The following is a 25,817-nucleotide window of genomic DNA, read 5'->3' as shown; positions in this document are numbered from 1 at the left end:
AGGACGGATCAAGCCGGCGGCGAGGCCTGCGCCGCCGCTGGCGGCAAGCTCTGCGGCGCCAGCCGGACCCACTCCACGGCCACCGTGTCATCCTCCTGCGGCAGCGCCGAGCCTTCGGCGCGCGCCAAGCCGTTCAACCAGTTTTCATTGCCTGAAAAAATCATGACAGCTTCCTCCAGCCCTCGTGTTGCAGGCGCAGTTCCACCGCGGTGGCGGAACGGCGGCAGGCCACCACGGGAATGCCTTGCGCATTGGCGCTGTCGCGGTAATTGCGCATCACATTGTGTCCCAGGAAATCGGTGAGCAGAATCAGCAGATCCGGCTTGCCCGGCAGCGGCGCCTTACGCTGGTGCGCGACATTGCGCCCGCAGATGTGGCGGGAAATCCGGATGTTGTAGCTTTGCAGAACCGCCGGAATGTTTCCCAGGCTGTCCGCACCTATCAGCAGGGCATTCATCAGCCACCTCCTCTCGCGCGGCACCACTCGCCGCCTTGGCATGCAGCCACTCTATGCCGGACTCATTACGCAAGTAAAGATATATAAAATTAGTTTTTTATTTCTAACAAATATATAAATCCCGCGCCGCGCCCAATCGCGGCCAGGCCAGGCGTCAGCCCACATAAAATACTGAAATGAAAAGACAAATCGACTCACTTCCGCCGCCAGACGAAGGCGAGCGCCGAGGCGAGCTAAAACTCAAAACCATCGACAGCCAAACCGAAACCCGATACGCTGCGCGCCCTCGGCACACTCGCCCAACCCTTTGATCTGTATATACAAATGAACGCAGTTCTTCTGGCCGTCCTGGTCATGCTCGGGCTGGCGCTATTGCGCACCCACGTCGTCATCAGCCTGTTGATCGGCGCCCTGGTTGGCGGCCTTAGCGGCGGCCTGTCCCTGTCCCGCACGCTGGAGGCGTTCAACAACGGCATCACCGGCGGCGCCGCGGTGGCTCTGTCCTACGCCCTGCTGGGCGCCTTCGCGCTGGCCATCGCCAAATCCGGCCTGCCGCACGCGATGGCGGACCTGGCGATCAAGCGGCTGGAACGCGGCGGCGCCCAGGGCAGGCTGAAATGGGCGCTGATCCTGCTGCTGGCCGTGGTCAGCATCGCCAGCCAGAACCTGGTGCCCATCCATATCGCCTTCATTCCGCTGCTGGTGCCGCCGCTGCTCTATGTGATGGCGCGGCTGCATCTGGACCGCCGCCTGGTCGCCTGCGTGATCACCTTCGGCCTGGTCACGCCCTATATGGTGTTTCCGGTCGGCTTCGGCGATATTTTCCTGAAACAGATCCTGCTGGGTAATATCGCCAAATCCGGCATGGATGTGCGCGGCCTCAATGTGATGCACGCGATGGCGATACCGGCACTGGGCATGGTGGCCGGCCTGCTGTGGGCAGTGCTGGTCAGTTACCGCAAGCCGCGCCACTACGCGCTGGGCAAGATAGAAAACGTGGAACGCACCCATGCCCGGGTCAGCCGCAAATCGCTGACGACCGCGCTGCTGGCCATCGCGCTGGCCTTCGCGGTGCAGCTGTATACCGACTCCATGATCATGGGCGCGCTGGCGGGCTTCCTGCTGTTCCTCGCCGTCGGCGTGGTGAAATGGAAGGATGCGGACGGCTTGTTCAACGAGGGCATGAAGATGATGGCGATGATAGGCTTCACCATGATCACCGCCCAGGGCTTCGCCGAGGTGCTGAAAGCCACCGGCCAGGTGGGCGCGCTGGTCAGCGCCAGCGCCGGCCTGTTCGCCGGCAATCAGGGCGTGGCCGCCTTCGCCATGCTGCTGGTGGGCCTGGTGGTGACCTTGGGCATAGGCTCGTCCTTTTCCACCGTGCCCATCCTGACCGCCATCTACGTGCCGCTGTGCATGCACCTGGGCTTCTCGCCGCTGGCCACCGTCGCCATCATCGGCACCGCCGGCGCGCTGGGCGATGCCGGCTCGCCGGCCTCGGACTCCACGCTGGGCCCGACCTCGGGCCTGAACGTGGACGGCCAGCACGACCATATCCGCGACACCGTGCTGCCCACCTTCCTGCACTACAATCTGCCGGTGCTGGCGGCCGGCTGGATTGCGGCGATGGTGTTGTAGAATGGCCGGCATGGATGATCAAATCGATGCCCGCCTGGCCGAAATGGAAGTGAAGCTCGCCTTCCAGGACGAATTATTGGACACGCTGAACGCCACCGTGGCGCGCCAGCAGAAAGAGATGGAATTGCTGCAGCAGCAAATGCGCCTGCTCTACCAGCAATTCCGCCAGGCTCAGCCGGACGACGCCGCGTCCGGCCTCAGCCTGCGCGACGAGATTCCGCCGCACTATTGAGGAGCAGGCGGCTCAAGCGCCCCGGCGCCGCGACACCACCGCCTCGATATTCTTGCGGCCGATCAACGGCGCCGGCTCCGGCATGTCCGCCGGCTCCGGCCCCAGCCACTTGTACATCACCAGGCAGTCCACCAGGCCCAGCCGCGCGTGGCGGTAAGCGCGCGGCAGCCGTCCCACCTGCTCGTAGCCCAGCTTGCGCCACAAGGCCACAGCCACCTCGTTGCTGGCCACCACCGAGTTGAACTGCATCGCCAGGAAACCGCTGTCCAGCGCCAAGCGCTGCGAATGCTCGCACATCAGCCGCGCCACGCCCTTGCCGCGCGCCGCTTCGGCCACCATATAGCCGCAATTGCAGACATGACCGCCCGGGCCGGCGGCATTGGGCTTGAGAAAATACGAGCCCAGCAGCACGCCGTCCTCCTCCGCCACCAGGGTGCGCAGCGGCAGCCGCAGCCACAGCTCGCGCGCCTGTTCCCGTGTCAGCTCCGGATCGAAGGCATAGGTTTCCCTGGCCGCCACCACCGCTTGGAACACCGGCCAAAAGCGTTCGAAATCGCTGTCCTTCATCGCTCGTATCGTAATCATGCCGCCTCCTGTTTCAATTGCGCCGTCACCGGCTTGGCGCTCATGCGTCCCGACAATAGGCTGGCGCTGGCGATCAGCGCGCCGCCCAGCCATTCACGCGACGTCATCGCCTCTCCGGCCAATAGATAGGCCGACGCAGCAGCGAACAACAACTCCATCAGCATCAACGTCATCGTCTGCGTCGCCGGCAGAATGGACACGCCGTGCTGCGATATCACGCTGGTGCACAACAGGGTCACGCCCAGAATACCCAGCACCAGCCAGCTTTGCGGCGGGATCTCCAGGATGCCGCCCAATTGTCCGGCCAGCGCCAGCTTGATCGCGCCTATGGACGCCACGCCGAACCAGATCGACGCCGATTTGACCGGCACCGGAATGCCCCTGGCGTTGCGGCTGAGCACATTGCCCAATGCGAAAGCCATGCCGCCGGACAAGGCCAGCCACTCATAACGGTGGCTAAGCGGCAGTTCTCCGTCGAACAAGCCTGGGCGGTAGATGAAGATGAAGCTGCCGAGCAGCGACAGCGCCACCACCAGCCAGCCACTGCCGGTCAAACGCTCCTTCAGGATCAGCCGCGACAGGAACACCGTCCACAGCGGCGACAGGTAGAACAGCAGCAGCACCCGCACCACCTGGCCCTCGGACACCGCCCAGGTATAGCTGTAGTTGCACCAGCCAAACACCGCGGCCAGCAACAGCAGCACCGGCTGCCAGCGGAACTGGCGGCGGTAGACATCGAAGAAGGTGATCAGCCCCAGCGCGATGGCCACCAGATAGACCACCAGCGAGGTGGTCGCCACGCTGACGCCGCCCTGATTCAGGCTGCGGAACGGATACCACATCAGCCCCCATACCAACGCGGTGGTGAGAATGCCGCAGATGGCGAGAAATTTTTGTTTTACAGGTGTCATCGCTTGTTCTTAAGATATTCTGTTTGTTTGCGCTCGTTTTGGAGACACCGTGAACCCCCGCCTGGCCCAATTGCAGCCCTATCCCTTCCAGCGCCTGCGCGCGCTGCTCGCCGGCGTGACGCCGCCGGCGGACAAGCCGCACATCAATCTGTCGATAGGCGAACCCAAGCACCCGACACCGGAACTGGTGGAGCAGGCGCTGATAGCCAATCTGGCCGGCTTGTCGCAATATCCGGCCACACTGGGCAGCGAGGCGCTGCGCCAGGCCTGCGCCGCATGGATGCGGCGACGCTATGATCTGGATCTGGATGCGCAAAGCGAGATACTGCCGGTCAATGGCAGCCGTGAAGCCTTGTTTGCTTTTGTGCAGACGGTGATAGACGCCAGCGGCGCTCAAACGCCTATCGTGATATCCCCGAATCCTTTTTACCAGATTTACGAAGGCGCGGCACTGTTGGCCGGGGCGGAACCCTATTATGTCAACTGTCTGGCGGAACAGCGCTTCCAGCCGGACTGGAGCCAGGTACCTGAAGCGGTGTGGCAGCGCACCCAATTGGTGATCGTGTGCAGCCCCGGCAATCCCACCGGCGCGGTGATGTCGCTGGCCGATTGGGAAACATTGTTCCAGCTGTCCGACCGCTATGGCTTCGTCATCGCCAGCGACGAGTGCTATTCCGAAATCCACTTCGGCCGGCCGCCGCTGGGCGGGCTGGAGGCGGCGCGCAAGCTGGGCCGCGGCTTTGAGCGGCTGGTGATGTTCACCAGCCTGTCCAAGCGCTCCAATGTGCCCGGCATGCGTTCCGGCTTTGTCGCCGGCGACGCCGCGCTCTTGGCCAAATTCCTGCTCTACCGCACCTACCACGGCAGCGCGATGAGCCTGACGGTGCAGGCGGCCAGCGTGGCGGCCTGGAACGACGAGGATCATGTCGAGTCCAACCGGGCGCAATACATCGCCAAGTTCGACGCGGTCACGCCGCGGCTGGCGATGGGCCTGGAAGTGCGGCGCCCGGATGCCGGCTTCTACCTGTGGGCCAAGGTGCCAAACGGGAATGATGTAGACTTCGCCAAGGCGCTGTTCGCCGAAGAACACGTCACCGTGCTGCCCGGCAGTTATCTGGCGCGCGACGCCCACGGCGTCAACCCCGGCGCCGCTTATGTCCGCGTCGCGCTGGTGGCCACGCTGGAAGAATGCGTGGCCGGCGTCGAGCGCATTGTCGCCTTCGTCGAACGCCAGACCTCCTGAATCCACACGGCCCGCCTCCGGCGCGGCCGCTTGAAAGCGAATTGAATGACGACTTCCATCCACATTGCCAAAGGACTGAATACCATGCATCCGATCCAGACCCTGATCGAAGAAGCGTTTGAGAAGCGCGCCGAGATCACGCCCGCCACCGTTTCCGCCGAACTGAAGTCCGCCATCGGCCAGGTGATCGCCGAGCTGGACGCCGGCCGCCTGCGCGTGGCGGAGAAACAGGGCGCCGACTGGGTGGTGAACCAGTGGGTGAAGAAGGCGGTGCTGCTGTCCTTCCGCATCCGCGACAATGAACTCTCCGACGACGGCGTCAACCGTTACTTCGACAAGGTCGACACCAAGTTCGCCGACTGGACCCCGGCCCGCTTCCAGGAAGCCGGTTTCCGCGTGGTGCCAGGCGCGGTGGCGCGCAAGGGCAGCTTCATCGCCAAGAACACCGTGCTGATGCCGTCCTACGTCAACATCGGCGCCTATGTCGACGAAGGCGCGATGGTGGACACCTGGGCCACCGTCGGCTCCTGCGCCCAGATCGGCAAGAACGTGCACCTGTCCGGCGGCGTCGGCATCGGCGGCGTGCTGGAGCCGTTGCAGGCCAACCCCACCATCATCGAGGACAACTGCTTCATCGGCGCGCGTTCTGAAATCGTCGAAGGCGTGATCGTCGGCGAAGGCTCGGTGATCTCCATGGGCGTCTACATCGGCCAATCCACCAAGATCTACGACCGCGAAACCGGCGAGGTCAGCTACGGCCGCGTGCCGCCGGGTTCGGTGGTGGTGTCCGGCAACCTGCCCAGCAAGGACGGCAGCCACAGCCTGTACTGCGCGGTGATCGTAAAGAAAGTGGACGCTCAGACTCGTAGCAAGACCAGCATCAACGAGTTGCTGCGCGGCGTCTAAACGCGAGCCTGGCGCCGCCCTGCCGGCGCTGGCGGACAGTTTTTCCCGAAACTGTCCGCCTCTGCCGCAGACCGGCGGGCCCGCCGGTCTCATTGCAATGCAGCATATTTGCATCGCTTCCACCTCTGAAATTTGGCTACTTCACGACAAATCTATAAAATCTCCAGTTCGAAAAGAATCGGCAAAAAAAGCGGCCGCTTTCCAACAGCGCCTCATCCGGCTCAAGCGGCCTGATAATCAAGCGCTGCCAACAACCGCTTTGCCTGAACGGACCGCCATCGCACCGCTCCGGGTCCGCCGTTTCAACCGAAGCCGTCCGCGGCTTCTTGCACGCAATCTGGAAACTTTGTGTCTTCTGACAACTTCATCGAGTTCAGAAACGTCAGCTTCGCCTATGGCGAGCGGCCCATTCTGAAAAATCTCAGCCTCGCCATTCCGCGCGGCAAGCTGGTCGCCGTCATGGGCGGCAGCGGCAGTGGCAAGACCACGCTGCTGCGCCTGATCTCCGGCCAGAACCGCCCGCAATCCGGCGAAGTGCTGGTCGACGGCAAGAACATCGCCAAGATGAGCGCCGCCGAGCTTTATCAGCACCGCCGCCGCATGGGCATGCTGTTCCAGTTCGGCGCGCTGTTCACCGATCTGTCGGTGTTCGACAACGTCGCCTTCCCCATCCGCGAGCACACCAAGCTGCCGGACAGCATGGTCCGCGACCTAGTGACCATGAAACTGGAAGCCGTCGGTCTGCGCGGCACCCAGCAGCTGATGCCGGCCGAGCTCTCCGGCGGCATGGCGCGCCGCGTGGCGCTGGCGCGCGCCATCGCGCTGGACCCGCAGCTGATGCTGTACGACGAACCGTTCACCGGCCTGGACCCGATCTCGCTGGGCGTGATCGCCCACCTGATCAAGAAACTCAACAACGCGCTGGGCACCACCGCGGTGATGGTTACCCACGATGTGCACAAATCGCTGGAAATCGTCGACCACGTGCTCTTCGTCGCAGGCGGCGAAATCGTCGCCCAAGGCACGCCGGATCAGGTGCGCAATTCGGATTCGCCCTGGGTGCACCAGTTCATCTGGGGCGAAGCCGACGGCCCGGTGCACTACGCCTACCCGGCGGAGCGCTCGCTCGCCGCGGATCTGGGACTCAGCGGAGACAGCCATGCTTGATCTGATCACCGCGCCGCTGCGCAAGCTCGGCCATCTCACCATCAACGCGGTCTGGCGGCTGGGCTTCGCCTGCCGCTTCCTGGTCGCCATCCTGCGCGGCAGCGCGCAGAGCCTGCTGCGGCCGCAGCTGACCATACGCGAGATCTACTTCGCCGGCGTGATGTCGCTGATCATCATCCTGGTGTCCGGCCTCTTCGTCGGCATGGTGCTGGGCCTGCAAGGCTATAGCACCCTGGCCAAGTTCGGCTCCGCCGACGCGCTGGGCGCGGTGGTGGCGCTGGCGCTGTTGCGCGAGCTGGGCCCGGTGCTGGCCGCGCTTCTATTCGCCAGCCGCGCCGGCAGCGCGATGACCGCCGAAATCGGCCTGATGAAGACCACGGAGCAACTGGACGCGATGAGCGTGATGGCGGTGGACCCCATCGCCCGCGTGGTGGCGCCGCGCTTCTGGGCCGGCGTGATCTCCATGCCCATCCTGGCCGCGCTGTTCAACGTGGTCGGCATCTTCGGCGGCTATCTGGTCGGCGTGGTGATGATAGGCCTGGACGTCGGCACCTTCTGGTCGCAGATGCAAGCCAACGTCGACCTGCACTTCGACGTGGTCAACGGCCTGATCAAGAGCCTGTGCTTCGGCGTCGCCGTCACCCTGATCGCCGTGTTCGAAGGCTTTGACGCCACTCCGACGGCCAGCGGCATTTCCGCCGCCACCACCCGGACCGTGGTCACCTCCGCATTGGTCATTCTGGCGCTGGATTTCATCCTGACCGCCTTCATGTTCTAGGAAAAACCCGAATGAAACGCTCTACTATTGATTTGTGGGTAGGCATCTTTGTGGCGCTGGGCATCGCCGCCGTCACCTTTCTGTCGCTCAAGGTCGCCAACCTGGTGCCGCAAAGCGCCAATCAGACTTACGTGCTGTATGCCGACTTCGACAACGTCGGCGGCCTGAAGGTGAAGGCGCCGGTCAAGGAGGCCGGCGTGGTGATCGGGCGCGTGGCCGACATCCGGCTCAACCCGAAAACTTATCGCGCCCGCGTGACTCTGAACATAGATAAAGCCTATCAGCTCAGCGACGACGCCAGCGCGTCGATTCTGACCGCCGGCCTGCTGGGCGAACAATATATCGGCATGCTGCAAGGCGGTTCGGAAACCAATCTGGCCCCGGGCGGCACCATCACCATCACCTCCTCGGCCATGGTGCTGGAACAATTGATCGGCAAATTCATGACCGGCTTTACCGAAAAAAGCGCCGACAAATAAGGCGCACTGACGGGGCATCCCGCCACTGGAAAACCGGCTGGCTCCGGGCGCTACCCCGCCCCGCCAGCCTTACCGATTGGAAAAACGATGAAAAAACTACTCGCACTCTGCTGTTTGCTGTTCGGCCTGTCCGCCGTGGCCCATGCCGCCGGCGATGCCCCCACCGATGTGATCAAGGATGCCTCCCGCCAGATCCTGGATGTGCTGAAGCAGGACAACGGCAAGAACACCAAGCAGATCCGCCAGCAGGCGGAAACCCTGGCGGTGCCGATGTTCGACTTCCAGCGCATGACCGCGTTGGCCGTGGGCCTGGGCTGGCGTCAGGCCAGCGCCGAGCAGCGCACCCAGCTGACCCAGCAGTTCCAGACCCTGCTGGTGCGCACCTATTCCGCCACCATGACCCGCTTCAAGACCGCCCAGGTCGACGTCAAGCCCAACCCGGTGATGAGCAACGGCGACCGCGACGCCACGGTGAAAACCGCGGTGACGCTGCCGGGCAACGCCAGCCCGGTGGCGGTGGACTACACCCTGAACAAGGGCGCGCAAGGCTGGAAAATCTATAACGTCAGCGTGGAAGGCGCCAGCCTGGTCACCGTCTACCGCAACTCCTTCAATGAGGAAGTGCGCAAGAACGGCGTGGACGGCCTGATCAAGCTGCTGCAGAACAAAAACGCGGCGCCGGTAGCCGCCGCACCGGCGGCCAAGGGCAACCGCTAATGCTGGAACACACCGCGCCTGGCCGCGCTCGTCTCAGCGGCCAACTGAATATGGACAGCTGCGGCGCGCTCGCCGCGCCGCTGGCCAAGCTGGCCGGTGAAGCGCCGCTGCGGCTGGATTTATCCGGCATCACCAGCGCCGACTCCGCCGCGCTGGCCCTGTTGCTAGGCGCGCGCCGCGCCGCCGATGCGGCCGGCCACGCGCTGGCTCTGGAAAACTGGCCGAGCGGGCTCAGCGCCCTGCTGGACCTGTACTCGCTGGCGGAGCTGCTGTCCGCCACGGCGGCGGATTGATATGCGGAGAGGACTTATGTCGCCCCTGAAACCCGCGCTGGCCGGCTTGACGCTGGCGCTGACCCTGGCCGGCTGCGCCAGCAATCCCAGCGTGCCTTACGACCGCTTCGAGCCCTACAACCGGGCGATGTATCAGGTCAACGACACCGCCGACCGCTACGTGATCAAACCGGTGGCCGAGGGCTACAAGGCCATCACACCATCACCGGTACGCACCGGCGTAGGCAATTTCTTCGACAACCTCAAGGATGTCTACAGCGCGCTGTCCAACGCCTTGCGCGCCGAGCCGGAAAAAGCGCTGAACGATGTGATGCGGGTGGCGATGAACACCGGCTTCGGCCTGTTCGGCCTGATCGACATCGCCAGCCAGGCCGGGCTGAAGAACAACAAGACCACGCTGGGCGACACCTTCGCCGCCTGGGGCTGGCATGACAGCAACTACCTGGTGCTGCCCTTCTTCGGCCCCTCCACCGTGCGCGACGGCGCCGGCCTGACCGCCTCGCTGGCCGGTCCCGGCCCGGAAAAGATGTTCTACGACACCACCTGGCAGGCGGTGGGCTTCTACGGCCTGTACGGCGTGAACACCCGCGCCCGCTACCTGGGCGTGGAAGCGATGCTCAGCACCGCGGCGCTGGATCCGTACAGCTATACCCGCGACGCCTATATGCAGTTGCGCGCGCAGCAGTTGGGCCTACCTAATCCGACCCAGCCGGCGGACGGTTTCAACCTCGACGACCTGCTTGATTCCCCAGGCGGCAAGATGGACAGCTCGGCGCCGGTCGCAGCAGCCCCCGTCGCCAAGACCGCAGCCTCCGCCGCGCAGTAAATCCGCTCTCTCCGCTGCCGGCGCCTCAACAGGCCGGCAGCGTTCTTCTATCTACCTCTCAAACAGGAAACGCCATGAGCAATCTGCCAGCCTGTCCGCAATGCAAATCCGAATACACCTACCAGGATGGCGCGATGTATGTCTGCCCGGAGTGCGCGCACGAATGGAGCGAGCAAGCCGCGCCGGCGGAAGAAGCCCGCGTGATCAAGGACGCCAACGGCAATGTGCTGCAAGACGGCGACAGCGTCACCGTGATCAAGGACCTGAAAGTCAAAGGCTCCTCCCTGGTGGTGAAAGTGGGCACCAAGGTGAAGAATATCCGCCTGGTCGACGGCGATCACGACATCGATTGCAAGATCGACGGCATCGGCGCGATGAGCCTGAAGTCCGAGTTCGTCAAGAAAGCGTAAATCCCGCGCGCCAAAACAAAACGCCACGGCCTGAGCCGTGGCGTTTTTCATTGCAAAAGCAAGCTTATCGCTTAGAGCCTATTTACGATCTCGCGAGCTAGAGCGAGACAAAGCGTTGCCGCTGAGAAAGCGGAATGTACCTACGGTACATGAGCATTTCGAAGCGGTACTCACCGTGTCATGTTTCACGACGCGCAGCAGATTGTAAACAGACTCTTAGCTGATGCGTTCGATCAGCGCGCCTACCGCGCCCAGCTTCTTCTCGATGTATTCATAGCCGCGATCCAGGTGGTAGATGCGGTCGACGATGGTTTCGCCCTCGGCCACCAGGCCGGCGATCACCAGGCTGGCCGACGCGCGCAGATCGGTGGCCATCACCGTGGCGCCGGATAGCTTTTCCACGCCCTTGACGATGGCGGTATTGCCTTCCACCTCGATATTGGCGCCCATGCGGTTCAATTCCGGCACATGCATGAAGCGGTTTTCGAAAATGGTTTCCGTCACCACGCCGGCGCCCTCGGCCACGCAGTTCAGCGTCATCAGCTGAGCCTGCATGTCGGTGGGGAAAGCCGGATACGGCAAGGTGCGGAAGTTAACCGCCTGCGGGCGACGCTTCATGTCCAGCGAGATCCAGTCGTCGCCGCACTCCACCACCGCGCCGGTTTCAGCCAGCTTGTCCAGCACCGCCTCCATGCTCTTGGGCGCGGCGTTGCGCAGCACGATGTGGCCGCGCGTCATCGCGCCGGCCACCAGGAAGGTGCCGGCCTCGATGCGGTCCGGCATCACCGCGTAATCGGCGCCATGCAAACGCTCCACGCCCTCGATCACTAGGCGGTCGGTGCCGATGCCGCTGATCTTGGCGCCCATCGCCACCAGGCAGTTGGCCAGATCGGTCACTTCCGGCTCGCGCGCGGCGTTTTCCAGGATGGTGGTGCCCTCGGCCAGCGTCGCCGCCATCAGCAAGTTCTCGGTGCCGCCCACGGTCACCATGTCCATGATGATGCGCGCGCCGCGCAGACGGCGGGCCTTGGCCTTGACATAGCCATGCTCGATGCTGACCTCGGCACCCATCGCCACCAGGCCCTTGATGTGCTGATCCACCGGCCGGCTGCCGATGGCGCAGCCGCCCGGCAGGGACACCGTGGCCTCGCCGAAGCGCGCCAGCGTCGGGCCCAGCACCAGGATGGACGCGCGCATGGTCTTCACCAGATCGTACGGCGCCACCAGGCTGTCCAGGTGGCCGGCGGTGATTTCCATTTCGTGCACATTGTCGGTCATCACCCGCACGCCCATGCCTTGCAGCAGCTTCTGGGTGGTGGCGATATCGCGCAACATCGGCACATTGGTGAAGCGCATGGTGTCGCCGGTCAACAGGCTGGCGCACAGAATGGGCAGGGCGGCGTTCTTGGCGCCGGAAACGCGGATCTCGCCGTTGAGCGGACCGTTGCCGATGATTTTCAATTTATCCATGACGGATCAGCCTTGCAGTTTTTGCCATTCGTCGGGCGTAGCGGCCTTGACGATGGACAGAGCGTGAATTTCATTGCTGGCCAGGCGGGTGGCGATCACTTCCTTGACCAGGCGGTGGCGGTCGATCAGGCGCTTGCCCTCGAAAGCCGCCGACACGATGGTGGCGTAGAAGTGGTGGCCGTCGCCCTCCACTTCCAGATGGGTACAGGCCAGGCCGGCCTCGATATACTGTTTGACTTGTTGCGGAGTAAGCATGAGAAATCCCGTGGATGCGCTCAGTGGCGCAGTTTGTAGCCAGATTTGATCAGCCAGAGCGTCAGGCCCGCCAGCACGGCGAAGCTGCCGCCCACCACCCCAGCCGACAGCCAGGGGCTGACATCGGCCTGGCCGAAGAAGCCGTAGCGGAAGCCGTCTATCATGTAGAACACCGGATTCAGATGCGATGCGGCGTACCAGAACGGCGGCAGGCTGTTGATCGAATAGAACACGCCTGACAGGAAAGTCAGCGGCATGATCAGAAAGTTCTGGAAAGCGGCCAGCTGGTCGAATTTTTCCGCCCAGATGCCGGCCAGGATGCCCAGCGCGCCCAGCACGCCGCAGCCGAGCACGGCGAAGGTCAGCGCCCACAGCGGCTGAGCCGGCAGCGGCAGGCCGAACCAGCCGGTGATCAGCAGCACGCCGGCGCCGACGGCCAGGCCGCGCACGATGGCGGCCAGCAGATAGGCGCCGAAGAACTCCAGCGCGGTCAGCGGCGGCAGCAGCAGGAACACGATGTTGCCGGTGATCTTGGACTGGATCAGGCTGCTGGAGCTGTTGGCGAAGGCGTTCTGCGCCATCGACATCATCGCCAGGCCTGGAATCAGGAAGGCGGTGTAGCTGATGCCCGGGTAGGCCTCGACATGGCGCGACAGCACATGGGCGAAGATCAGCTGGTACATCAGCGCGGTCAGCACCGGCGCGGCCACGGTTTGGAACGCCACTTTCCAGAAGCGCACCAGTTCTTTCTTGAACAGGGTCATGAAGCCGGTCATGGCTGCGGCCCTCCATTCATCATCTTGACGAACACGCTTTCCAAGTCCGTCTCCACCACATTGAGCTCGCGCACTTCCACCGCAGCTTCGCGCAACGCGGCCAGCACGGCTTCCAACTGGCCCAGATGCTCCAGCTGCAGCACCACGCGCCGGTCTTCGTCGCGTAGTTTCATTGTTTGCAGCGCCGCCGGCAGCTCGCCGGACAGCAACAGCGCCACTTCGCGGCGCGCGCTGTGCGCCAGCAGCTTGTCCTTGCTCTCCAGCGCCAGCAGTCGGCCCTTTTTCAGCATCGCGATGCGCGAACACAAGGCCTCGGCCTCTTCCAGGTAATGCGTGGTCAGCACGATGGTGTGGCCGGCGCGGTTCAGCTCCTGCACGAACACCCACAAGCTCTGGCGCAGTTCCACGTCGACACCGGCGGTGGGTTCATCCAGCACGATGACCGGCGGGCGGTGCACCAGCGCCTGCGCCACCATCACCCGGCGCTTCATGCCGCCGGACAGCGCGCGCATATTGCTGTGCGCCTTGTCGGCCAGGCCCAGCTTGAACAGCAGCTCGTCGATCCAGTCATCGTTGCGCGCCAGTCCGAAGTAGCCGGACTGAAAGCGCAGCGTCTCGCGCACCGACAGGAAGGGATCAAACACCAGCTCTTGCGGCACCACGCCCAGCGCCTTGCGGGCGGCGCGGAAATCGCCGACCACGTCGTGGCCCATGATGCGGATGCTGCCGCTGTCCGGCCGCGACAAGCCGGCCATCGCGGAAATCAGCGTGGTCTTGCCGGCCCCGTTGGGGCCGAGCAGGGCGAAGAATTCGCCGGGGGCGACGGTGAAGCTGACCTGGTCCAGCGCCTGTAGCTGGCCATAGCGCTTGCTTACCGCCTGAATTTCAATAGCCTGGGGCATGAGAGGGGTAACACCGACAACGCCGCGCGGCTCAAGCCGCCAACGGCGCTAATGGTTTGACAAAAAAGGTCAATTATAGCGCTGGAAAGGGTCTGTTGATATTTGTTTTACCGCTGCGCCGAGCGAGAAAACGAGCGCCAACGGACACTAGGCTTGAGGGGAGAGTTGCTCCATCACTTCCGGCAAGAAAATTCCACGGTAGACATATTGCAACAGTTGTGTGGCATTCTCGCCCAGATTGGTCTGGCTGCCATCCGCCAGCCAGCGGTTGATCAGGCCGTGGTGCATGGATTGCAGCACTTCGGCCACGGTGTCCGGCTGCACATACGGCAGGGTCTGCCCGGCGCTCACCGCCATCTGCACCACCGTGCTCAGGTGCTCGCGGGTTTCCTGCATATGCGCAACACACTCGTCGTGGATGGGAGCCAGTTCGCCGACATGCTCGCTCCGCATAAACAGAATGAGTAAAATACGACGGACTTGTTGGTTTTCCCCTATCATGGTCAGCAGCCTGTGGCTGTGGTTCCACAAGGCCAGTGCCGGACTAGAGTGTGCCGTTTTCAACAATTGCTCGCTGATGTCATCAAACTGCCCGCCCATCCTATCCAGCATCGCCCGGTACAAGTCCAGCTTGTTCTGGAAATGCCAGTACACCGCGCCGCGCGTCAGTCCCGCGGCGCTAGCGATGTCCGCCAGTGTCGTTTTGGAGACACCCTTCTCGCTAAAAAGCTGCTCCGCCGTATCCAGCAGCAAGTACCGCGTTTGTTCGGCTTCTTCTCTGGTTTTGCGTGCCATGTTGAACGTATCGCTGTTAAAAGGGTCTGTCGGAAGCCCGCACCATATCACAATGCGTCGCTGCGAGTATTTTACATACGTACACGCATGTATGTAAAATATCGCGACTCACTCATGATCGAATTCCACTATCAAAGAAAAATTGCAGTACATTTTATTTATAACAATTCCTATCCCACATCCACATTCCTGAGGACATCCCATGAAGATGCAAGGAAACACCTTCGCCCAGAAAGGCGGGCACTGGCTGTTGCTGACCGCGCTGGCCGCCAGCCTGATGGCCTGCGGCAAGAAACCCGACCAACACGCCGGCGCCATGCCTCCGATGCCGGTTGGCGTGATCGACATCGCGCCCAGCGATGTGCCGGTATCCTTCGAATTCGTCGGCCAGGCCGCCGGTTCGCGTGAAGTGGAAGTGCGCGCCCGTGTGGGCGGCATTCTGCTCAAGCGCGCCTATACCGAGGGCAAGCCGGTGAAACAGGGCGACCTGCTGTTCCAGATCGATCCGGAACCGCTGAAAGCCACGCTGGACCAGGCCCAGGGCAATCTGCAAGTGCAGCAGGCCCAGTTGTCGCGCACCAAGCAGGACTACGACCGCATCACTCCGCTGTTCCGCGAAAACGCGGTCAGCCAGAAGGACCGCGACGACAGCCTGGCCGCGTTTGAAGCCGCCAAGGCCTCGGTCGCCGCAGCCCAGGCTCAGGTGCAGCAGGCCAAGATCAACCTCGGCTACGCGCGCGTCACCGCGCCGATTTCCGGCATGACCAGCCAGGAAACCCGTTCCGAGGGCAGCCTGGTGTCCACCACCGCCGACGGCAGCCTGCTGACCAAGGTGTCGCAGCTGGACCCGATCTACGTCAACTTCAGCATGTCCGACAGCGACATGATGAATCTGCGCAAGATGCAGGACTCCGGCCAGTTGAAACTGGCCGCCAACGGCCACTTCAATGTGCAGTTGAAGCTGACCGATGGCTCGTCCTACGACAAGAGCGGCCGGCTCAACTTCACCGACAGCCTGGTGGACGCCGGCACCGGCACCATCCGTTCGCGCGCCACCTTCGCCAACCCGGACGGCAGCATCCTGCCCGGCCAGTTCGTGCGCGTGATCCTGCAAGGCGCCAAGCGCAGCAACGCCATCGCCGTGCCGCAGCGCGCGGTGCTGACCTCGCAGCAGGGCAAGATGGTATGGGTCGTCGGCGCCGACAACAAGGTGCAGCCGCGTCCCATCACCGTGTCCCAGGATGTGGGCCTGGACGTGCTGGTGGAAAGCGGCCTGAAAGCCGGCGACAAGGTGGTGGTGGACAACATCATCAAACTGCGCCCGGGCGCGGACGTGAAACCGCATCCGTTCAAGGCCGACGCCAGCGCGCCCGCAGCTGCGCCCAAACAATAAGGCAAAGGGGTAACCATCCATGTTTTCCGCCTTTTTCATCAGGCGGCCCATTTTCGCCAGTGTGATCTCCATCGTGATCACGCTGGCGGGCCTGGCCGCCCTCAAGGCATTGCCCATCGAGCAATATCCGGAAATCGTGCCGCCGATGATCTCGGTGAGCGCGAGCTATCCGGGCGCGTCCGCCGAGGTGATCGCCAATACCGTCGCCTCGCCGCTGGAACAGGCGATCAACGGCGTGGACGACATGCTTTACGTCCAGTCCACCAGTTCCTCCAGCGGCAAGCTGTCGCTGAGCGTGACCTTCAAGATCGGCACCGACGCCGACCAGGCCACCATCAACGTCAACAACCGCGTGCAGTCGGTGTTGTCGCAGCTGCCGGAAGAAGTGCGCCGGCAGGGCGTGAACGTGACCAAGAAATCCTCTGCCTTCCTGCAGGTGATTTCTCTGTTCTCGCCGGACAAGACCTACGACACCCTGTTCATCAGCAACTACGCGCTGCTGAACGTGGTGGACGAACTGAAGCGGGTGCCGGGCGTGGGCGACGTGATCAACTTCGCCGGCCAGGACTACTCGATGCGCGTGTGGCTGAAGCCCGATCGTCTGGCCCAGCTCAAGCTGACGCCCAGCGACGTGGCCGCCGCCATCCGCGAGCAGAACGCGCAGTTCGCCGCCGGCAAGGTGGGCGCGGAACCGGTCAAGGGCAAGCAGGACTTCACCTATACCGTGACCACCCAGGGCCGCCTGTCCGAGCCGGAAGAGTTCGAGAACATCATCCTGCGCTCCAACCCGGACGGCTCCGCCGTGCGCTTGAAGGATGTGGCGCGCGTGGAACTGGGCGCCTTGTCCTATGACTTCACCGGCACGCACAACGGCCGCCCGACCATCCCGATCGGCATCTTCCTGGCCCCGGGCGCCAACCAGCTGGCCACCGCGCAAGCCGTGGAACAGACGATGCAGAAGCTGGCGGTAAGCTTCCCCAAAGGCCTGAACTACGCGATCCCCTACGACACCACCAAGTTCGTGGAAGTGTCGATCAAGGAAGTGTATTCCACGCTGGGCGAGGCCATGGTGCTGGTATTCCTGGTGGTGTTCCTGTTCCTGCAGAACTGGCGCGCGACCCTGATTCCCTGCCTGGCGGTGCCCGTCTCCATCATCGGCACCTTCGCCGGCATGTACGCCTTCGGCTTCACCATCAACACCCTGACGCTGTTCGGCCTGGTGCTGGCCATCGGCATCGTGGTGGACGACGCCATCGTGGTGCTGGAAAACGTCGAACGCCTGATGACGCAGGAAAAGCTATCGCCACTGCAAGCCAGCTTCAAGGCGATGGACGAGGTATCCGGCGCGCTGGTCGCCATCGTGCTGGTGCTGTGCTCGGTGTTCATCCCGGTCGCCTTTCTCGGCGGCATCGCCGGCCAGATGTACAAGCAGTTCGCCATCACCATCGCGGTGTCGGTGTCGATTTCCGGCCTGGTGGCCCTGACCCTGACCCCGGCGCTGTGCGCGCTGTTGTTGAAGGAAGGCCATCAACACCCGGCCCGCTTCTTCGTCTGGTTCAACAACTGGTTCGATCGCCTGACCCAGGGTTATTCCCGCGGCGTGGTGTTCCTGATCAAGCGCAGCGCGGTGGGCATCCTGCTGTTCGCCGGCCTGATCGCCATCTGCGTTGGCCTGTTCCGCATGATCCCGTCCAGCCTGGCGCCGGACGAGGACCAGGGCTACATCATCGCCGCCGCCTTCCTGCCGGATGGCGCGTCGATGCAGCGCACCTCGGCCACCATGACCAAGCTGGACGCGATGACCAGCAAGAACCCGGCGGTCAAGGACGTGATGAGCTTCGCCGGCTTCGACATTCTGACTGGCGGCAACAAGACCAATGCCGGCGTGTCCTTCATCACCCTGAAGCCGTGGGATGAGCGCAAGGCGCCCAATCTGTCGTCGCAGGCGGTGGTGGGCGATACCTTCGCCAAGGGCATGATGGGCATTACCGACGGCATCGTGCTGGCCTTCAACCCGCCGCCGATCTCCGGCATGTCCAATACCGGCGGTTTCGAGGCCTATGTGCAAAGCCGCGGTGGCGCGAGCTCGGTGGAACTGGGCGAAGTCACCAAGAAACTGGTGGCCGCCGCCGCCAAGCGTCCGGAACTGAAGGGGGTGCAAACCACCTTCTCCGCCAGCGTGCCGCAGATCTACGTCAAGCTGGACCGCGCCAAGGCCAAGTCCCTGGGCGTGCCGGTCAACACCGTGTTCGACACCATGCAGAGCACCTTCGGCGCGCTCTACGTCAACGACTTCAACAAGTTTGGCCGCACCTTCCGCGTGCAGCTGCAATCGGAGGCGGACTTCCGCACCCGGGTTGAAGACCTGCGCAACATCTATGTGCGTTCGCAGGACGGCAATATGATCCCGCTGACGGCGCTGGTGACCATCAAGCACACCACCGGCCCGGAAAGCCTGGAGCGTTTCAACATCTTCCCGGCGGCCAAGCTGGTGGGCGGCCCCGCCCCAGGCTTCAGTTCCGGCGAGGCGCTGAACGTGCTGGAAGCCGTGGCCAAGGAAACCTTGCCGGACGGCTATACGCTGGCGTGGACCGGTTCCGCCTTCCAGGAGAAATCCACCAGCGGCTCTTCCGCCGTGGTGTTCGGCTTCGGCATGATCATGGTGTTCCTGATCCTGGCGGCGCAGTACGAACGCTGGAGCCTGCCTATCAGCGTGCTGATGGCGGTGCCTTTCGCCATGTTCGGCGCGCTGATGGCCAACTGGCTGCGCGGTCTCGCCAACGACGTCTACTTCCAGGTGGCCTTGGTCACCCTGATCGGCTTGTCGGCCAAGAACGCGATCCTGATCGTGGAGTTCGCCGTCCAGCAAATGGAAGAAGAAGGACTGAGCGTGGTCGAAGCCGCCATCGCCGCCGCCAAGCTGCGTTTCCGTCCTATCGTGATGACTTCGCTGGCCTTCGTGCTGGGTTGTATGCCGCTGGCGATCTCCAGCGGCGCCGGCTCCGCCAGCCGCCACTCGATCGGCACCGGCGTGGTGGGCGGCATGTTGGCCGCCACCTTCATCGCCACCTTCTTCATCCCGATGTTCTTCATGCTCATCATGAAGTTCAGCAAACCGAAACAGCCTCAGCCTACGGCCGAGGCAGGAGACAAGGCCGATGCTTAAACGCGCCCTGATTCCCTCATTGGTGGCGCTGGCGCTGACCGCTTGCGCGGTCGGCCCCGACTACAGCCGCCCCAAGCTGGAGCTGCCGGACAGCGCCCAGGCCCAGAACCCGGCCATCGCCATGGACTGGTGGAAGCAGTTCAACGATCCGGTGCTGGATCAGTTGATCGCCGAAGCGCTGGAACACAACCAGGACCTGGCCGCCGCCGCCGCCCGCGTCGACGAGGCCGCGGCCCAGGCCGGCATCGCCCGGGCCCAGCTGCTGCCGGCGCTGAACGCCAATGCCGGCTACCAGCGCGGCCGCACTTCGGCCACCACAACTACGCCGGGCGCGCCGCTGGTCAGCGACGTACGCAATGCCAACCTCACCGCGTCCTGGGAACTGGACCTGTGGGGCAAGCTGCGCCGCGGTAACGAGGCGGCGCGCGCCGACTTCGCCGCCAGCCGCTTCGCCCGCGACAGCTCCAAACTGGCGATCGCCGCGCAAACCGCGCAGACCTATTTCCAGCTGCGCGCCTACGACGCTCAGCTGGACATCGCCAAGCGCACGCTGCAAAGCCGCGAGGAATCGCTGAAACTGCAGACCAAGCGCTTCAAGGGCGGCCTGATCTCGGAACTGGACCAGCAGCAGGCCGAGGCCGAAGCGGCTTCCGCCCGCGCCAAGGTGCCGCAGATCGCCAGCGCGCTGGAACAGACCGAAAGCGCGCTGGGCGTGCTGCTCGGCCACTCGCCCAAGCAGCTGGTGGCCGGCGGCATCCAGCGCGGCCAAAGCCTGGACGCGCTGTCGGCCCCGCCGGAAGTGCCGGCCGGTCTGTCCTCCAGCCTGCTGGAGCGGCGGCCGGACATCGCCGCCAGCGAGCAGCAGCTGATTGCGGCCAATGCCCGCATCGGCGTGGCGCGCGCGGCCTACTTCCCCAGCATCAGCCTGAGCGGGGCGCTAGGCTCGCAAAGCCTGTCGCTGGACACCCTGTTCACCGGCCCGACGCGGACCTGGAGCTTTGTCGGCAATCTGGCGGCGCCGGTGTTCAACTTCGGCCAGACCGGCTACGCCGTCGACGCAGCCAACGCGCGGCAGAAGCAAGCCTTGGCGCAGTACCAGAAGACGGTGCAGAGCGCGTTCAAGGACGCGCTGGACGCCTTGTCCGGCTACGGCGCCGCGCGCGACATCCAGGCGGCGCAGACCACGCAGTTCCAGGCCTTGAACAAGTCGCTGCGCCTGGCGAACCTGCGCTACGACAACGGTTACGCCAGCTATCTGGACGTGCTGGACGCGCAGCGCAACAGCTTCCAGGCCGAGTTGGGCCTGGTCAGCGCGCGGCTGGACCATCTGAACGCGGTGGTGGGCCTGTACAAGGCGTTGGGCGGCGGCTGGGAAACGCCGGCCAAGTCCTGATTCGCAGCAGCAAACGACAAACCCCGCCGGATGGCGGGGTTTTTTGTTACCTATCTGTCTCGCTAAGCTCAGGCCGGCCGCGCCGGCCAAGTAACACGCTGGATATCTGTAATGGCTCCTGGCAGATCTCTCAACTTTTGACGATATGCTTGCCATGCAGCCTTTTGCTCAGAGCTCAGTGCCGCATCCTGCATTTGCGTCCAATCACTCTCACGCAACAGCGTAGTGCGCCGCATACGCAAATCCATCAATAAGCCCTGTTCAATATGCTGAATTACAACTTGATCCAATTGATTCTGTTCCATTTTCACGCACCTCGCAGATAACCGTTAACGACCATAGCCCCAGACACTCCTTGGAGAGCATCCAACTTTATTACATATTGGGGATTAGGGTGGTCATACACGACATTTCCTATCTCTTGGCTAAACACTTCAATGATCGCAGGCACGGAAGTCGTCACATTATAATGACGCGCTCCCAACAGCCAGACAACAGCCTTCATGCCAAACGCCGTAATTCCGAAATCAGCAACAGGAGGCAATTTTTCGAATAACCCAGCCTTATAAGAGTATGCCTGAGGATACAATAGAGGAGGAACGCCGCCCCACTCACCATTGACGCCACACAGGTGTAGAAACATCGCCCCATTAAATTTTTCGTATTTATCACTATCTTCATGAGTATAGCGCGCGATAAATATATCCATTGCCTTGCGGCTTGGCAGACTGATTACAACTGGATACCAGTGATCTGCCGCCCCTCCCACTGCAATCGTCTGAGTTGCAATACTTGCAAACTCTTGCCGCGCACCATTTCGCCAATCTTCCATTTGCTGAACCTTGACATCAACGCGCCGGTCGATGTCGGCGATCTTGCCGTTCACCGTACCGGTCAGCGCATTCGACGCTTTTACCAGTTCCGCGATATTGCTTTCCAAGCTCATCATGCTCTCCAATGGTTCATCACAGAGTGGATTGAATTAAATTCAACCATGTGTTCGTCCACCGCCCTTCCGGCGTGAACAGCTTCAGCGCTGACATGGAGACATTGTGTCACTTACGGAAAACCACGGCTTTTAAGCCGCTTTAGCAAAAAAGGCGAAAACCGCGCTCCATGATACGGAAGCGCGGTTCATTCAGATTTAGCCAAGCCATTTGCTCAGCTCGGCACGCCGACTTAATATCACGGCTTGATTTTTTCCAACTCAGCGCTCGTAGCAGATTTTTGATTGCTCCAGACCCGGCAGGCATCGATGAAGACACTCATCTTCTTGCGTTCATCTTCCGAGCCGGTCCGCAGCACATTCAACTGCACATGCACAGGGTAATAACGATGGATATAGGCGGCGCAAGTATCACGCGCCCATACCACCGCAGGCCGTTCTAGTCCTTTATCCGTCACGATCAAGCCAATATCATCCTGCATATCGGAATAAGGTTTCATTTCAGTACTCATATCAACTCCCTGATTTAACGATTGCTGTTATTGATATTGGCAAATACGCCGCCGAGGCCACTGATCGTGCTATTACCAATCACATCAATAACAGGGTCAAAAATATTGTATAGTTGCGGCAGGCGAAGCTCTGGATTCCATACCCCTGGAATAATTTGCGGCAATGCCAGATACAGCTGATCACCTACTTGAGCATTGGATAAAGCAATATCGACATGGGTATAAGCCCCAGCGTGAGCTGATAGAAAATGATGGGTAACCTGATTCCAAACTCCTTTTTTACTGTTATCCATCCAGTTCCAGTCTCCTTGACCAATCACCTTGTGATACAGCGCCACACTGGTAAAAGCGCCCATCTTGACGTGTTGATAGGGAACAAAAAAAACATAGGGACCGAAGCCCTCACTGACTTTCTTCACCGTCAAGTGCAGGATATTGAAATTGGCAGAAAAGTGCCGATCATCGCTCTTCATATACTGCAATAACTCGCGAACGATGGGCGGGCGGGATGCCGGCTCTTCTCCCGGCGTCACAGGAATCAATGCCGCATCGAACTTGCCCCAAAAATCCCCACCAGCATGTACACCCAAAGCTAGCGGCAGTTTCTTATCACCCTCGCCCCCCACTGCCGTCATCCGGGCATTGAAATTCACGGCGATGGCCGGATGCTCATTCCAATGACCGGTTCTCCAATTATTCAACTCGGTGATTTTCTGACCGACTTTCTGATCGATTTCACCGATCTTTCCATGAACGGCATCGGTCAAACCATTGGCCGATTTCACCAACTCGGCGATATTGCTCTCCAAACTCATCACGCTCTCCTAAAAGTTCTACTGCGATACATGGCCTTGAGACCATCCAAGACAACGCGTCCCCAGACCTCAGCCTGGAAACGGAAACACATAGCAATGGGGAAGTGCCGGAAGCGGCGCGGGAAAAACAGGGATCACTGCGGGGATAGCCACATTGGCCAGGGGGAGTGGGGCTGCGACGCAGCCCCGGCGCTCATGCGCCCAGACGTTGTTTGACGAACAAATGCTGCATATTGACGATGGCCGCCGCATTGGCAGTAGCCAGCTCCAGGCCGGAGCGTTTATCGGCGGCATGTTCCTGTTCCAGCGCCTGGCTGCGGTTTTGCAAGGCGGTCACTTGCGGCTCCAGCGCCTGCAAACGCCCGTCCTGCGCGCGGATGCGCTCGTCGCGCCCCAGGCCGCGGTTGGCTTCGCCGATCTGGGCCGCAGCCAGTTCCGCCAGTTCGCTGGCCAGGCTCAGATTGAGGCCGGCGCCGCTGGACTGGATGGTGACGCTGTCCGGCGGCAGCGCGTTCAAGGCCAGGTCATAGGCCAGCAGCAATTGCACATCCGCCGCCTTGTAGGCCAGCGCCGCCTTCGGGTCGGACCAGACCGCCAGCAAGGTACCGTCCGCCAGGATGAAGCCGATCTCGCGCACCCAGAACGCCTTGGCGTCGTCGGCGATGGCGGTCAGATGGATCTGGGTATTGCCCAGCCGTTCGCCGCCGGCGATGGGATAGCGCGCCTGTTCGCTGCGCAAGGCGGTCTGGCCCTGTGCCGGTGCGTAAGCGCCGTCGCCCAAGGCGATGTGGGTGATCTGCGCGGACACGCCGTCATTGCTGGCGCGCCAGATCGCGGCCAGGCCCGCGGCGGTGATAAGAGGTGCTAAAGGGGTGCTCACAACGATGCCTCCATGGTGACGTGGACCACGCTATAGATTTGCGCGGCGGATGAAAGGGCCAACGGCTGCTGCGGCTCCAGCCGCATCGGCGCCGCTTCTGCGCTGCGGCGGATCAGCGCGCGCGCCTGAGCGGCCGAGGCCAGGCCCAGACGGCCGTTGAAACGCGCGCCCAGCTTGAAGCGGTAAGTGCTGCGCGCCGGCTTGGCCAGCTCCACCATGCGCCGCAGCCGGCGGTAGAGATCGGGATTGAGCAAGGCCTGGCCGGGCAGCAGATTGTCATTGGCCCAGGCGGTCAATTCGAAGGTGTAGGGCGCGGCCGGCGGCCGGCGCTGCCACCATTCCTCCAGTTCCACCGTCACGCCGAGGATGCGGAACACTTCGCGCAGCGCCCAGGGCGTACCCTTGTGGCGGTGCAGCTCTATGCTCTGCTTGATCAGGTCGCGGCGTTGTTGCTCGGTCTGGGTCAGCAACCAGCCCTCGTCGCCGTCGATGTGGAACTGTTCGGCCAGCAGCGGCAGCAAATCCGGCTTGACCGTATCCACCAGATAGACCAGCAGGCCGCCGGGATCGATGTCGCCCAGGCGTTCGCTGAGCTTGGCCAGCGGACCGAAACGCGCGTCCCGCGCCAGCAGATTGGGCGTGATGTCAGCCATCCTGGCCTCCGGTCATCTCCAGCTGGATGCCAGTACAGTGCGACCAGCCCTGCGGCGGTACCACCCGGGTGGCGGCCGGCTCCAGCAAAACCACTTGGTAGACGCCGGGCACCGACAGCGTGGCGATCAGCTGCGACGGCACGATATCGCGGCCCAGCCGCTCCGCCTGCGCCTGCACGAAAGCGCCGACGGCGGCCTGCGCCTGCTGCTGCACCGTCTTGGGATCGACGTCGCGATACGGCGTCAGCCGCGCGCGCACCTGGTAGCCGTAATCCTCCGGCGCCAGCACCTCCACCAGATCGGTCAGCGGCCGCACCCGGTCGGCGCTGCAGGCGGCGGCCACCACGCTGAGCAGGCTGTCCGGCGGCATGCCGGTCTTGGTCAGCGGATACAGGCGCACCACGCCGGGCGGCACCTGGTTGGCGCTTTGCAATTCGCCGTTCTGCTGTTGCAGGCTGGCGCTGATCACCGCCACGTCGGCGATGTCCTGATGCGCGCGCAGCGCGTGGTGGCGATAGGAGGCGGCGCTGCCGGCCACGCTGAACGACTCCGGCGCCAACCGGATGCGCGCGCGCAGGCGCTCGTCGTCCTCGGCGTCGGCGCCGCCGGCGCTGGTGTCGATATTGACCACGCTGGCGTCCACCTCCAGCTCATCCACCAGGGTGTTGATCTGGCCCGGCACGAAGCCGTTGCCGGCGGCGCCCGCTTCCACCGCGCTGACCGGCACCTCGATGCTGCTGCTGCCGGCCGGCGCGATCTGACTGGCCAAGGACTGGAACTGCACGCCGCCGCCGGCCACCAGGGTCTGCGCCGGAATCAGCTGCGCCAGCGTCAAGGGCTGGGTGAAGGCGATGCGCACCGTGCAGCGCGCGTGCTGGGCCGGCAGCCGGCTGACGCCGACCAGTTCGCCCAGGTAATCCAGCATCGGCGCGCGGGCGAAGGCCACCAGGTTCTGGCGGCCGGCGTCGTTGAAGGCGGCGCGGGCCACGCTTTCGCGGTAGGCGATCAGGTCGATCAGCAAGCGTTCCACCTGGCCGGGATAGAGCGTTTTGCCGCTCATTTTTTGATAGGCGTCGATCAGCTCGGCGGTGACGGTATGCGGATCGTCATCAATGAACTTGGGCAAATCTGGGGTCATGAAAACACGTCCTTGAATGGAGCGCCGCGGCCGGCACGGAAGGTCGAAGCGGGGGTGGATGGCGGCATGATCCGCCATCAA

General features: G+C 62.8%; 30 protein-coding genes. 14 read left to right on the top strand and 16 right to left on the bottom strand.

Features of this window, described 5'->3' with window-relative positions:
• Positions 1–8: 8 nt before the first annotated feature.
• A complete protein-coding gene (locus LQT98_RS00665; RefSeq protein ID WP_231460762.1) occupies positions 9–164 on the bottom strand; it encodes a hypothetical protein in 156 nt (51 codons plus the stop codon).
• Entirely contained in the window at positions 161–457 is a 297-nt protein-coding gene (locus LQT98_RS00660) for a DUF2325 domain-containing protein (RefSeq protein ID WP_048407945.1), read from the bottom strand. Before LQT98_RS00660 ends, LQT98_RS00665 begins: the two co-directional genes overlap by 4 nt.
• 324 nt (positions 458–781) lie before the next feature.
• Between LQT98_RS00660 and LQT98_RS00655 the strand changes: the two genes are divergently transcribed.
• Together LQT98_RS00655 and LQT98_RS00650 are read left to right on the top strand one after the other, a co-directional pair.
• A complete protein-coding gene (locus LQT98_RS00655; RefSeq protein WP_048407944.1) occupies positions 782–2,095 on the top strand; it encodes a Na+/H+ antiporter family protein in 1,314 nt (437 codons plus the stop codon).
• Positions 2,096–2,105: 10 nt separating this feature from the next.
• Entirely contained in the window at positions 2,106–2,327 is a 222-nt protein-coding gene (locus tag LQT98_RS00650; protein ID WP_048408029.1) for a SlyX family protein, read from the top strand.
• Between the two features lie 12 nt (positions 2,328–2,339).
• Here LQT98_RS00650 and LQT98_RS00645 read toward each other — a convergent pair whose 3' ends face one another.
• Both LQT98_RS00645 and LQT98_RS00640 read right to left on the bottom strand, forming a co-directional pair.
• Positions 2,340–2,912, bottom strand: coding sequence for a GNAT family N-acetyltransferase (locus LQT98_RS00645; protein ID WP_231460761.1), 573 nt, complete (start codon positions 2,910–2,912; stop codon positions 2,340–2,342).
• Positions 2,909–3,823: a DMT family transporter gene (locus LQT98_RS00640; RefSeq protein ID WP_048407942.1), complete on the bottom strand. Its 915-nt coding sequence runs from the start codon at positions 3,821–3,823 to the stop codon at positions 2,909–2,911. Before LQT98_RS00640 ends, LQT98_RS00645 begins: the two co-directional genes overlap by 4 nt.
• A gap of 49 nt (positions 3,824–3,872) precedes the next feature.
• Here LQT98_RS00640 and dapC point away from each other — a divergent pair, with 49 nt between their 5' ends.
• From dapC to LQT98_RS00595, 9 genes are all read left to right on the top strand, one after another.
• Positions 3,873–5,066: a succinyldiaminopimelate transaminase gene (gene dapC, locus LQT98_RS00635; RefSeq protein WP_231460760.1), complete on the top strand. Its 1,194-nt coding sequence runs from the start codon at positions 3,873–3,875 to the stop codon at positions 5,064–5,066.
• An 84-nt stretch (positions 5,067–5,150) separates the two neighbouring features.
• A complete protein-coding gene (gene dapD, locus LQT98_RS00630) occupies positions 5,151–5,972 on the top strand; it encodes a 2,3,4,5-tetrahydropyridine-2,6-dicarboxylate N-succinyltransferase (protein WP_231460772.1) in 822 nt (273 codons plus the stop codon).
• Positions 5,973–6,320: 348 nt separating this feature from the next.
• Entirely contained in the window at positions 6,321–7,139 is an 819-nt protein-coding gene (locus LQT98_RS00625) for an ABC transporter ATP-binding protein (RefSeq protein WP_048407940.1), read from the top strand.
• On the top strand, positions 7,132–7,917 hold the full coding sequence (gene mlaE, locus LQT98_RS00620; protein ID WP_048407939.1) for a lipid asymmetry maintenance ABC transporter permease subunit MlaE: 786 nt from the start codon (positions 7,132–7,134) through the stop codon (positions 7,915–7,917). Before LQT98_RS00625 ends, mlaE begins: the two co-directional genes overlap by 8 nt.
• 11 nt (positions 7,918–7,928) lie before the next feature.
• Positions 7,929–8,396, top strand: a complete 468-nt coding sequence (gene mlaD / locus LQT98_RS00615) for an outer membrane lipid asymmetry maintenance protein MlaD (protein WP_048407938.1) — start codon at positions 7,929–7,931, stop codon at positions 8,394–8,396.
• Positions 8,397–8,483: 87 nt separating this feature from the next.
• On the top strand, positions 8,484–9,113 hold the full coding sequence (locus LQT98_RS00610) for an MlaC/ttg2D family ABC transporter substrate-binding protein (RefSeq protein ID WP_231460759.1): 630 nt from the start codon (positions 8,484–8,486) through the stop codon (positions 9,111–9,113).
• Positions 9,113–9,406, top strand: a complete 294-nt coding sequence (locus LQT98_RS00605; RefSeq protein WP_231460758.1) for an STAS domain-containing protein — start codon at positions 9,113–9,115, stop codon at positions 9,404–9,406. The genes LQT98_RS00610 and LQT98_RS00605 overlap by 1 nt, the downstream gene beginning before the upstream one ends.
• A gap of 16 nt (positions 9,407–9,422) precedes the next feature.
• Positions 9,423–10,232 (top strand): MlaA family lipoprotein, encoded by an 810-nt coding sequence (locus tag LQT98_RS00600; protein ID WP_231460757.1) that lies wholly within the window; start codon positions 9,423–9,425, stop codon positions 10,230–10,232.
• A gap of 74 nt (positions 10,233–10,306) precedes the next feature.
• Positions 10,307–10,642, top strand: coding sequence for a zinc ribbon domain-containing protein YjdM (locus LQT98_RS00595; protein ID WP_048412700.1), 336 nt, complete (start codon positions 10,307–10,309; stop codon positions 10,640–10,642).
• Between the two features lie 216 nt (positions 10,643–10,858).
• On the opposite strand, the gene murA is transcribed toward LQT98_RS00595, so the two are convergent.
• The 5 genes from murA to LQT98_RS00570 all read right to left on the bottom strand — a co-directional run bounded on the left by murA (position 10,859) and on the right by LQT98_RS00570 (position 14,840).
• The gene (gene murA / locus LQT98_RS00590; RefSeq protein WP_231460756.1) at positions 10,859–12,112 is read right to left on the bottom strand and encodes a UDP-N-acetylglucosamine 1-carboxyvinyltransferase; all 1,254 of its coding nucleotides are present in this window, start codon (positions 12,110–12,112) and stop codon (positions 10,859–10,861) included.
• Positions 12,113–12,118: 6 nt separating this feature from the next.
• Positions 12,119–12,367: a BolA family protein gene (locus LQT98_RS00585; protein ID WP_231460755.1), complete on the bottom strand. Its 249-nt coding sequence runs from the start codon at positions 12,365–12,367 to the stop codon at positions 12,119–12,121.
• Between the two features lie 20 nt (positions 12,368–12,387).
• Positions 12,388–13,143, bottom strand: coding sequence for an ABC transporter permease (locus LQT98_RS00580; RefSeq protein WP_048407932.1), 756 nt, complete (start codon positions 13,141–13,143; stop codon positions 12,388–12,390).
• Positions 13,140–14,045, bottom strand: a complete 906-nt coding sequence (locus tag LQT98_RS00575; RefSeq protein WP_048407931.1) for an ABC transporter ATP-binding protein — start codon at positions 14,043–14,045, stop codon at positions 13,140–13,142. The genes LQT98_RS00580 and LQT98_RS00575 overlap by 4 nt, the downstream gene beginning before the upstream one ends.
• 147 nt (positions 14,046–14,192) lie before the next feature.
• The gene (locus LQT98_RS00570) at positions 14,193–14,840 is read right to left on the bottom strand and encodes a TetR family transcriptional regulator (protein ID WP_231460754.1); all 648 of its coding nucleotides are present in this window, start codon (positions 14,838–14,840) and stop codon (positions 14,193–14,195) included.
• Positions 14,841–15,042: 202 nt separating this feature from the next.
• On the opposite strand from LQT98_RS00570, the gene LQT98_RS00565 reads away from it, so the two are divergent.
• Genes LQT98_RS00565 through LQT98_RS00555 form a run of 3 tightly spaced genes read left to right on the top strand, consistent with a single transcriptional unit; the run spans position 15,043 to position 20,792 of the window.
• Positions 15,043–16,233: an efflux RND transporter periplasmic adaptor subunit gene (locus LQT98_RS00565; RefSeq protein WP_231460753.1), complete on the top strand. Its 1,191-nt coding sequence runs from the start codon at positions 15,043–15,045 to the stop codon at positions 16,231–16,233.
• Between the two features lie 19 nt (positions 16,234–16,252).
• On the top strand, positions 16,253–19,399 hold the full coding sequence (locus LQT98_RS00560) for an efflux RND transporter permease subunit (RefSeq protein ID WP_231460752.1): 3,147 nt from the start codon (positions 16,253–16,255) through the stop codon (positions 19,397–19,399).
• Positions 19,392–20,792 carry an efflux transporter outer membrane subunit gene (locus LQT98_RS00555; protein WP_048408983.1) on the top strand — a complete coding sequence of 467 codons (1,401 nt, stop codon included), beginning with the start codon at positions 19,392–19,394 and terminating at the stop codon, positions 20,790–20,792. The genes LQT98_RS00560 and LQT98_RS00555 overlap by 8 nt, the downstream gene beginning before the upstream one ends.
• A 68-nt stretch (positions 20,793–20,860) precedes the next feature.
• On the opposite strand, the gene LQT98_RS00550 is transcribed toward LQT98_RS00555, so the two are convergent.
• From LQT98_RS00550 to LQT98_RS00520, 7 genes are all read right to left on the bottom strand, one after another.
• Positions 20,861–21,097, bottom strand: coding sequence for a phage tail assembly chaperone (locus LQT98_RS00550; RefSeq protein ID WP_231460751.1), 237 nt, complete (start codon positions 21,095–21,097; stop codon positions 20,861–20,863).
• Positions 21,098–21,099: 2 nt separating this feature from the next.
• The gene (locus tag LQT98_RS00545) at positions 21,100–21,738 is read right to left on the bottom strand and encodes a hypothetical protein (RefSeq protein WP_231460750.1); all 639 of its coding nucleotides are present in this window, start codon (positions 21,736–21,738) and stop codon (positions 21,100–21,102) included.
• Positions 21,739–21,977: 239 nt separating this feature from the next.
• The gene (locus LQT98_RS00540) at positions 21,978–22,250 is read right to left on the bottom strand and encodes a hypothetical protein (RefSeq protein ID WP_231460749.1); all 273 of its coding nucleotides are present in this window, start codon (positions 22,248–22,250) and stop codon (positions 21,978–21,980) included.
• Positions 22,251–22,264: 14 nt separating this feature from the next.
• Entirely contained in the window at positions 22,265–23,065 is an 801-nt protein-coding gene (locus tag LQT98_RS00535) for a hypothetical protein (protein ID WP_231460748.1), read from the bottom strand.
• Between the two features lie 193 nt (positions 23,066–23,258).
• Positions 23,259–23,945: a phage tail-collar fiber domain-containing protein gene (locus LQT98_RS00530; protein ID WP_048408987.1), complete on the bottom strand. Its 687-nt coding sequence runs from the start codon at positions 23,943–23,945 to the stop codon at positions 23,259–23,261.
• Positions 23,942–24,598, bottom strand: a complete 657-nt coding sequence (locus tag LQT98_RS00525; protein WP_053074283.1) for a phage tail protein I — start codon at positions 24,596–24,598, stop codon at positions 23,942–23,944. The genes LQT98_RS00530 and LQT98_RS00525 overlap by 4 nt, the downstream gene beginning before the upstream one ends.
• Entirely contained in the window at positions 24,591–25,736 is a 1,146-nt protein-coding gene (locus tag LQT98_RS00520; RefSeq protein WP_231460747.1) for a baseplate assembly protein, read from the bottom strand. The genes LQT98_RS00525 and LQT98_RS00520 overlap by 8 nt, the downstream gene beginning before the upstream one ends.
• Positions 25,737–25,817: the final 81 nt, after the last annotated feature.

The sequence above is a fragment of the Chromobacterium aquaticum genome, assembly GCF_021129195.1.
In the GTDB taxonomy this organism is placed as follows: Bacteria; Pseudomonadota; Gammaproteobacteria; order Burkholderiales; family Chromobacteriaceae; genus Chromobacterium; species Chromobacterium aquaticum.
This window is presented reverse-complemented; position numbering and strand designations above follow the sequence as displayed.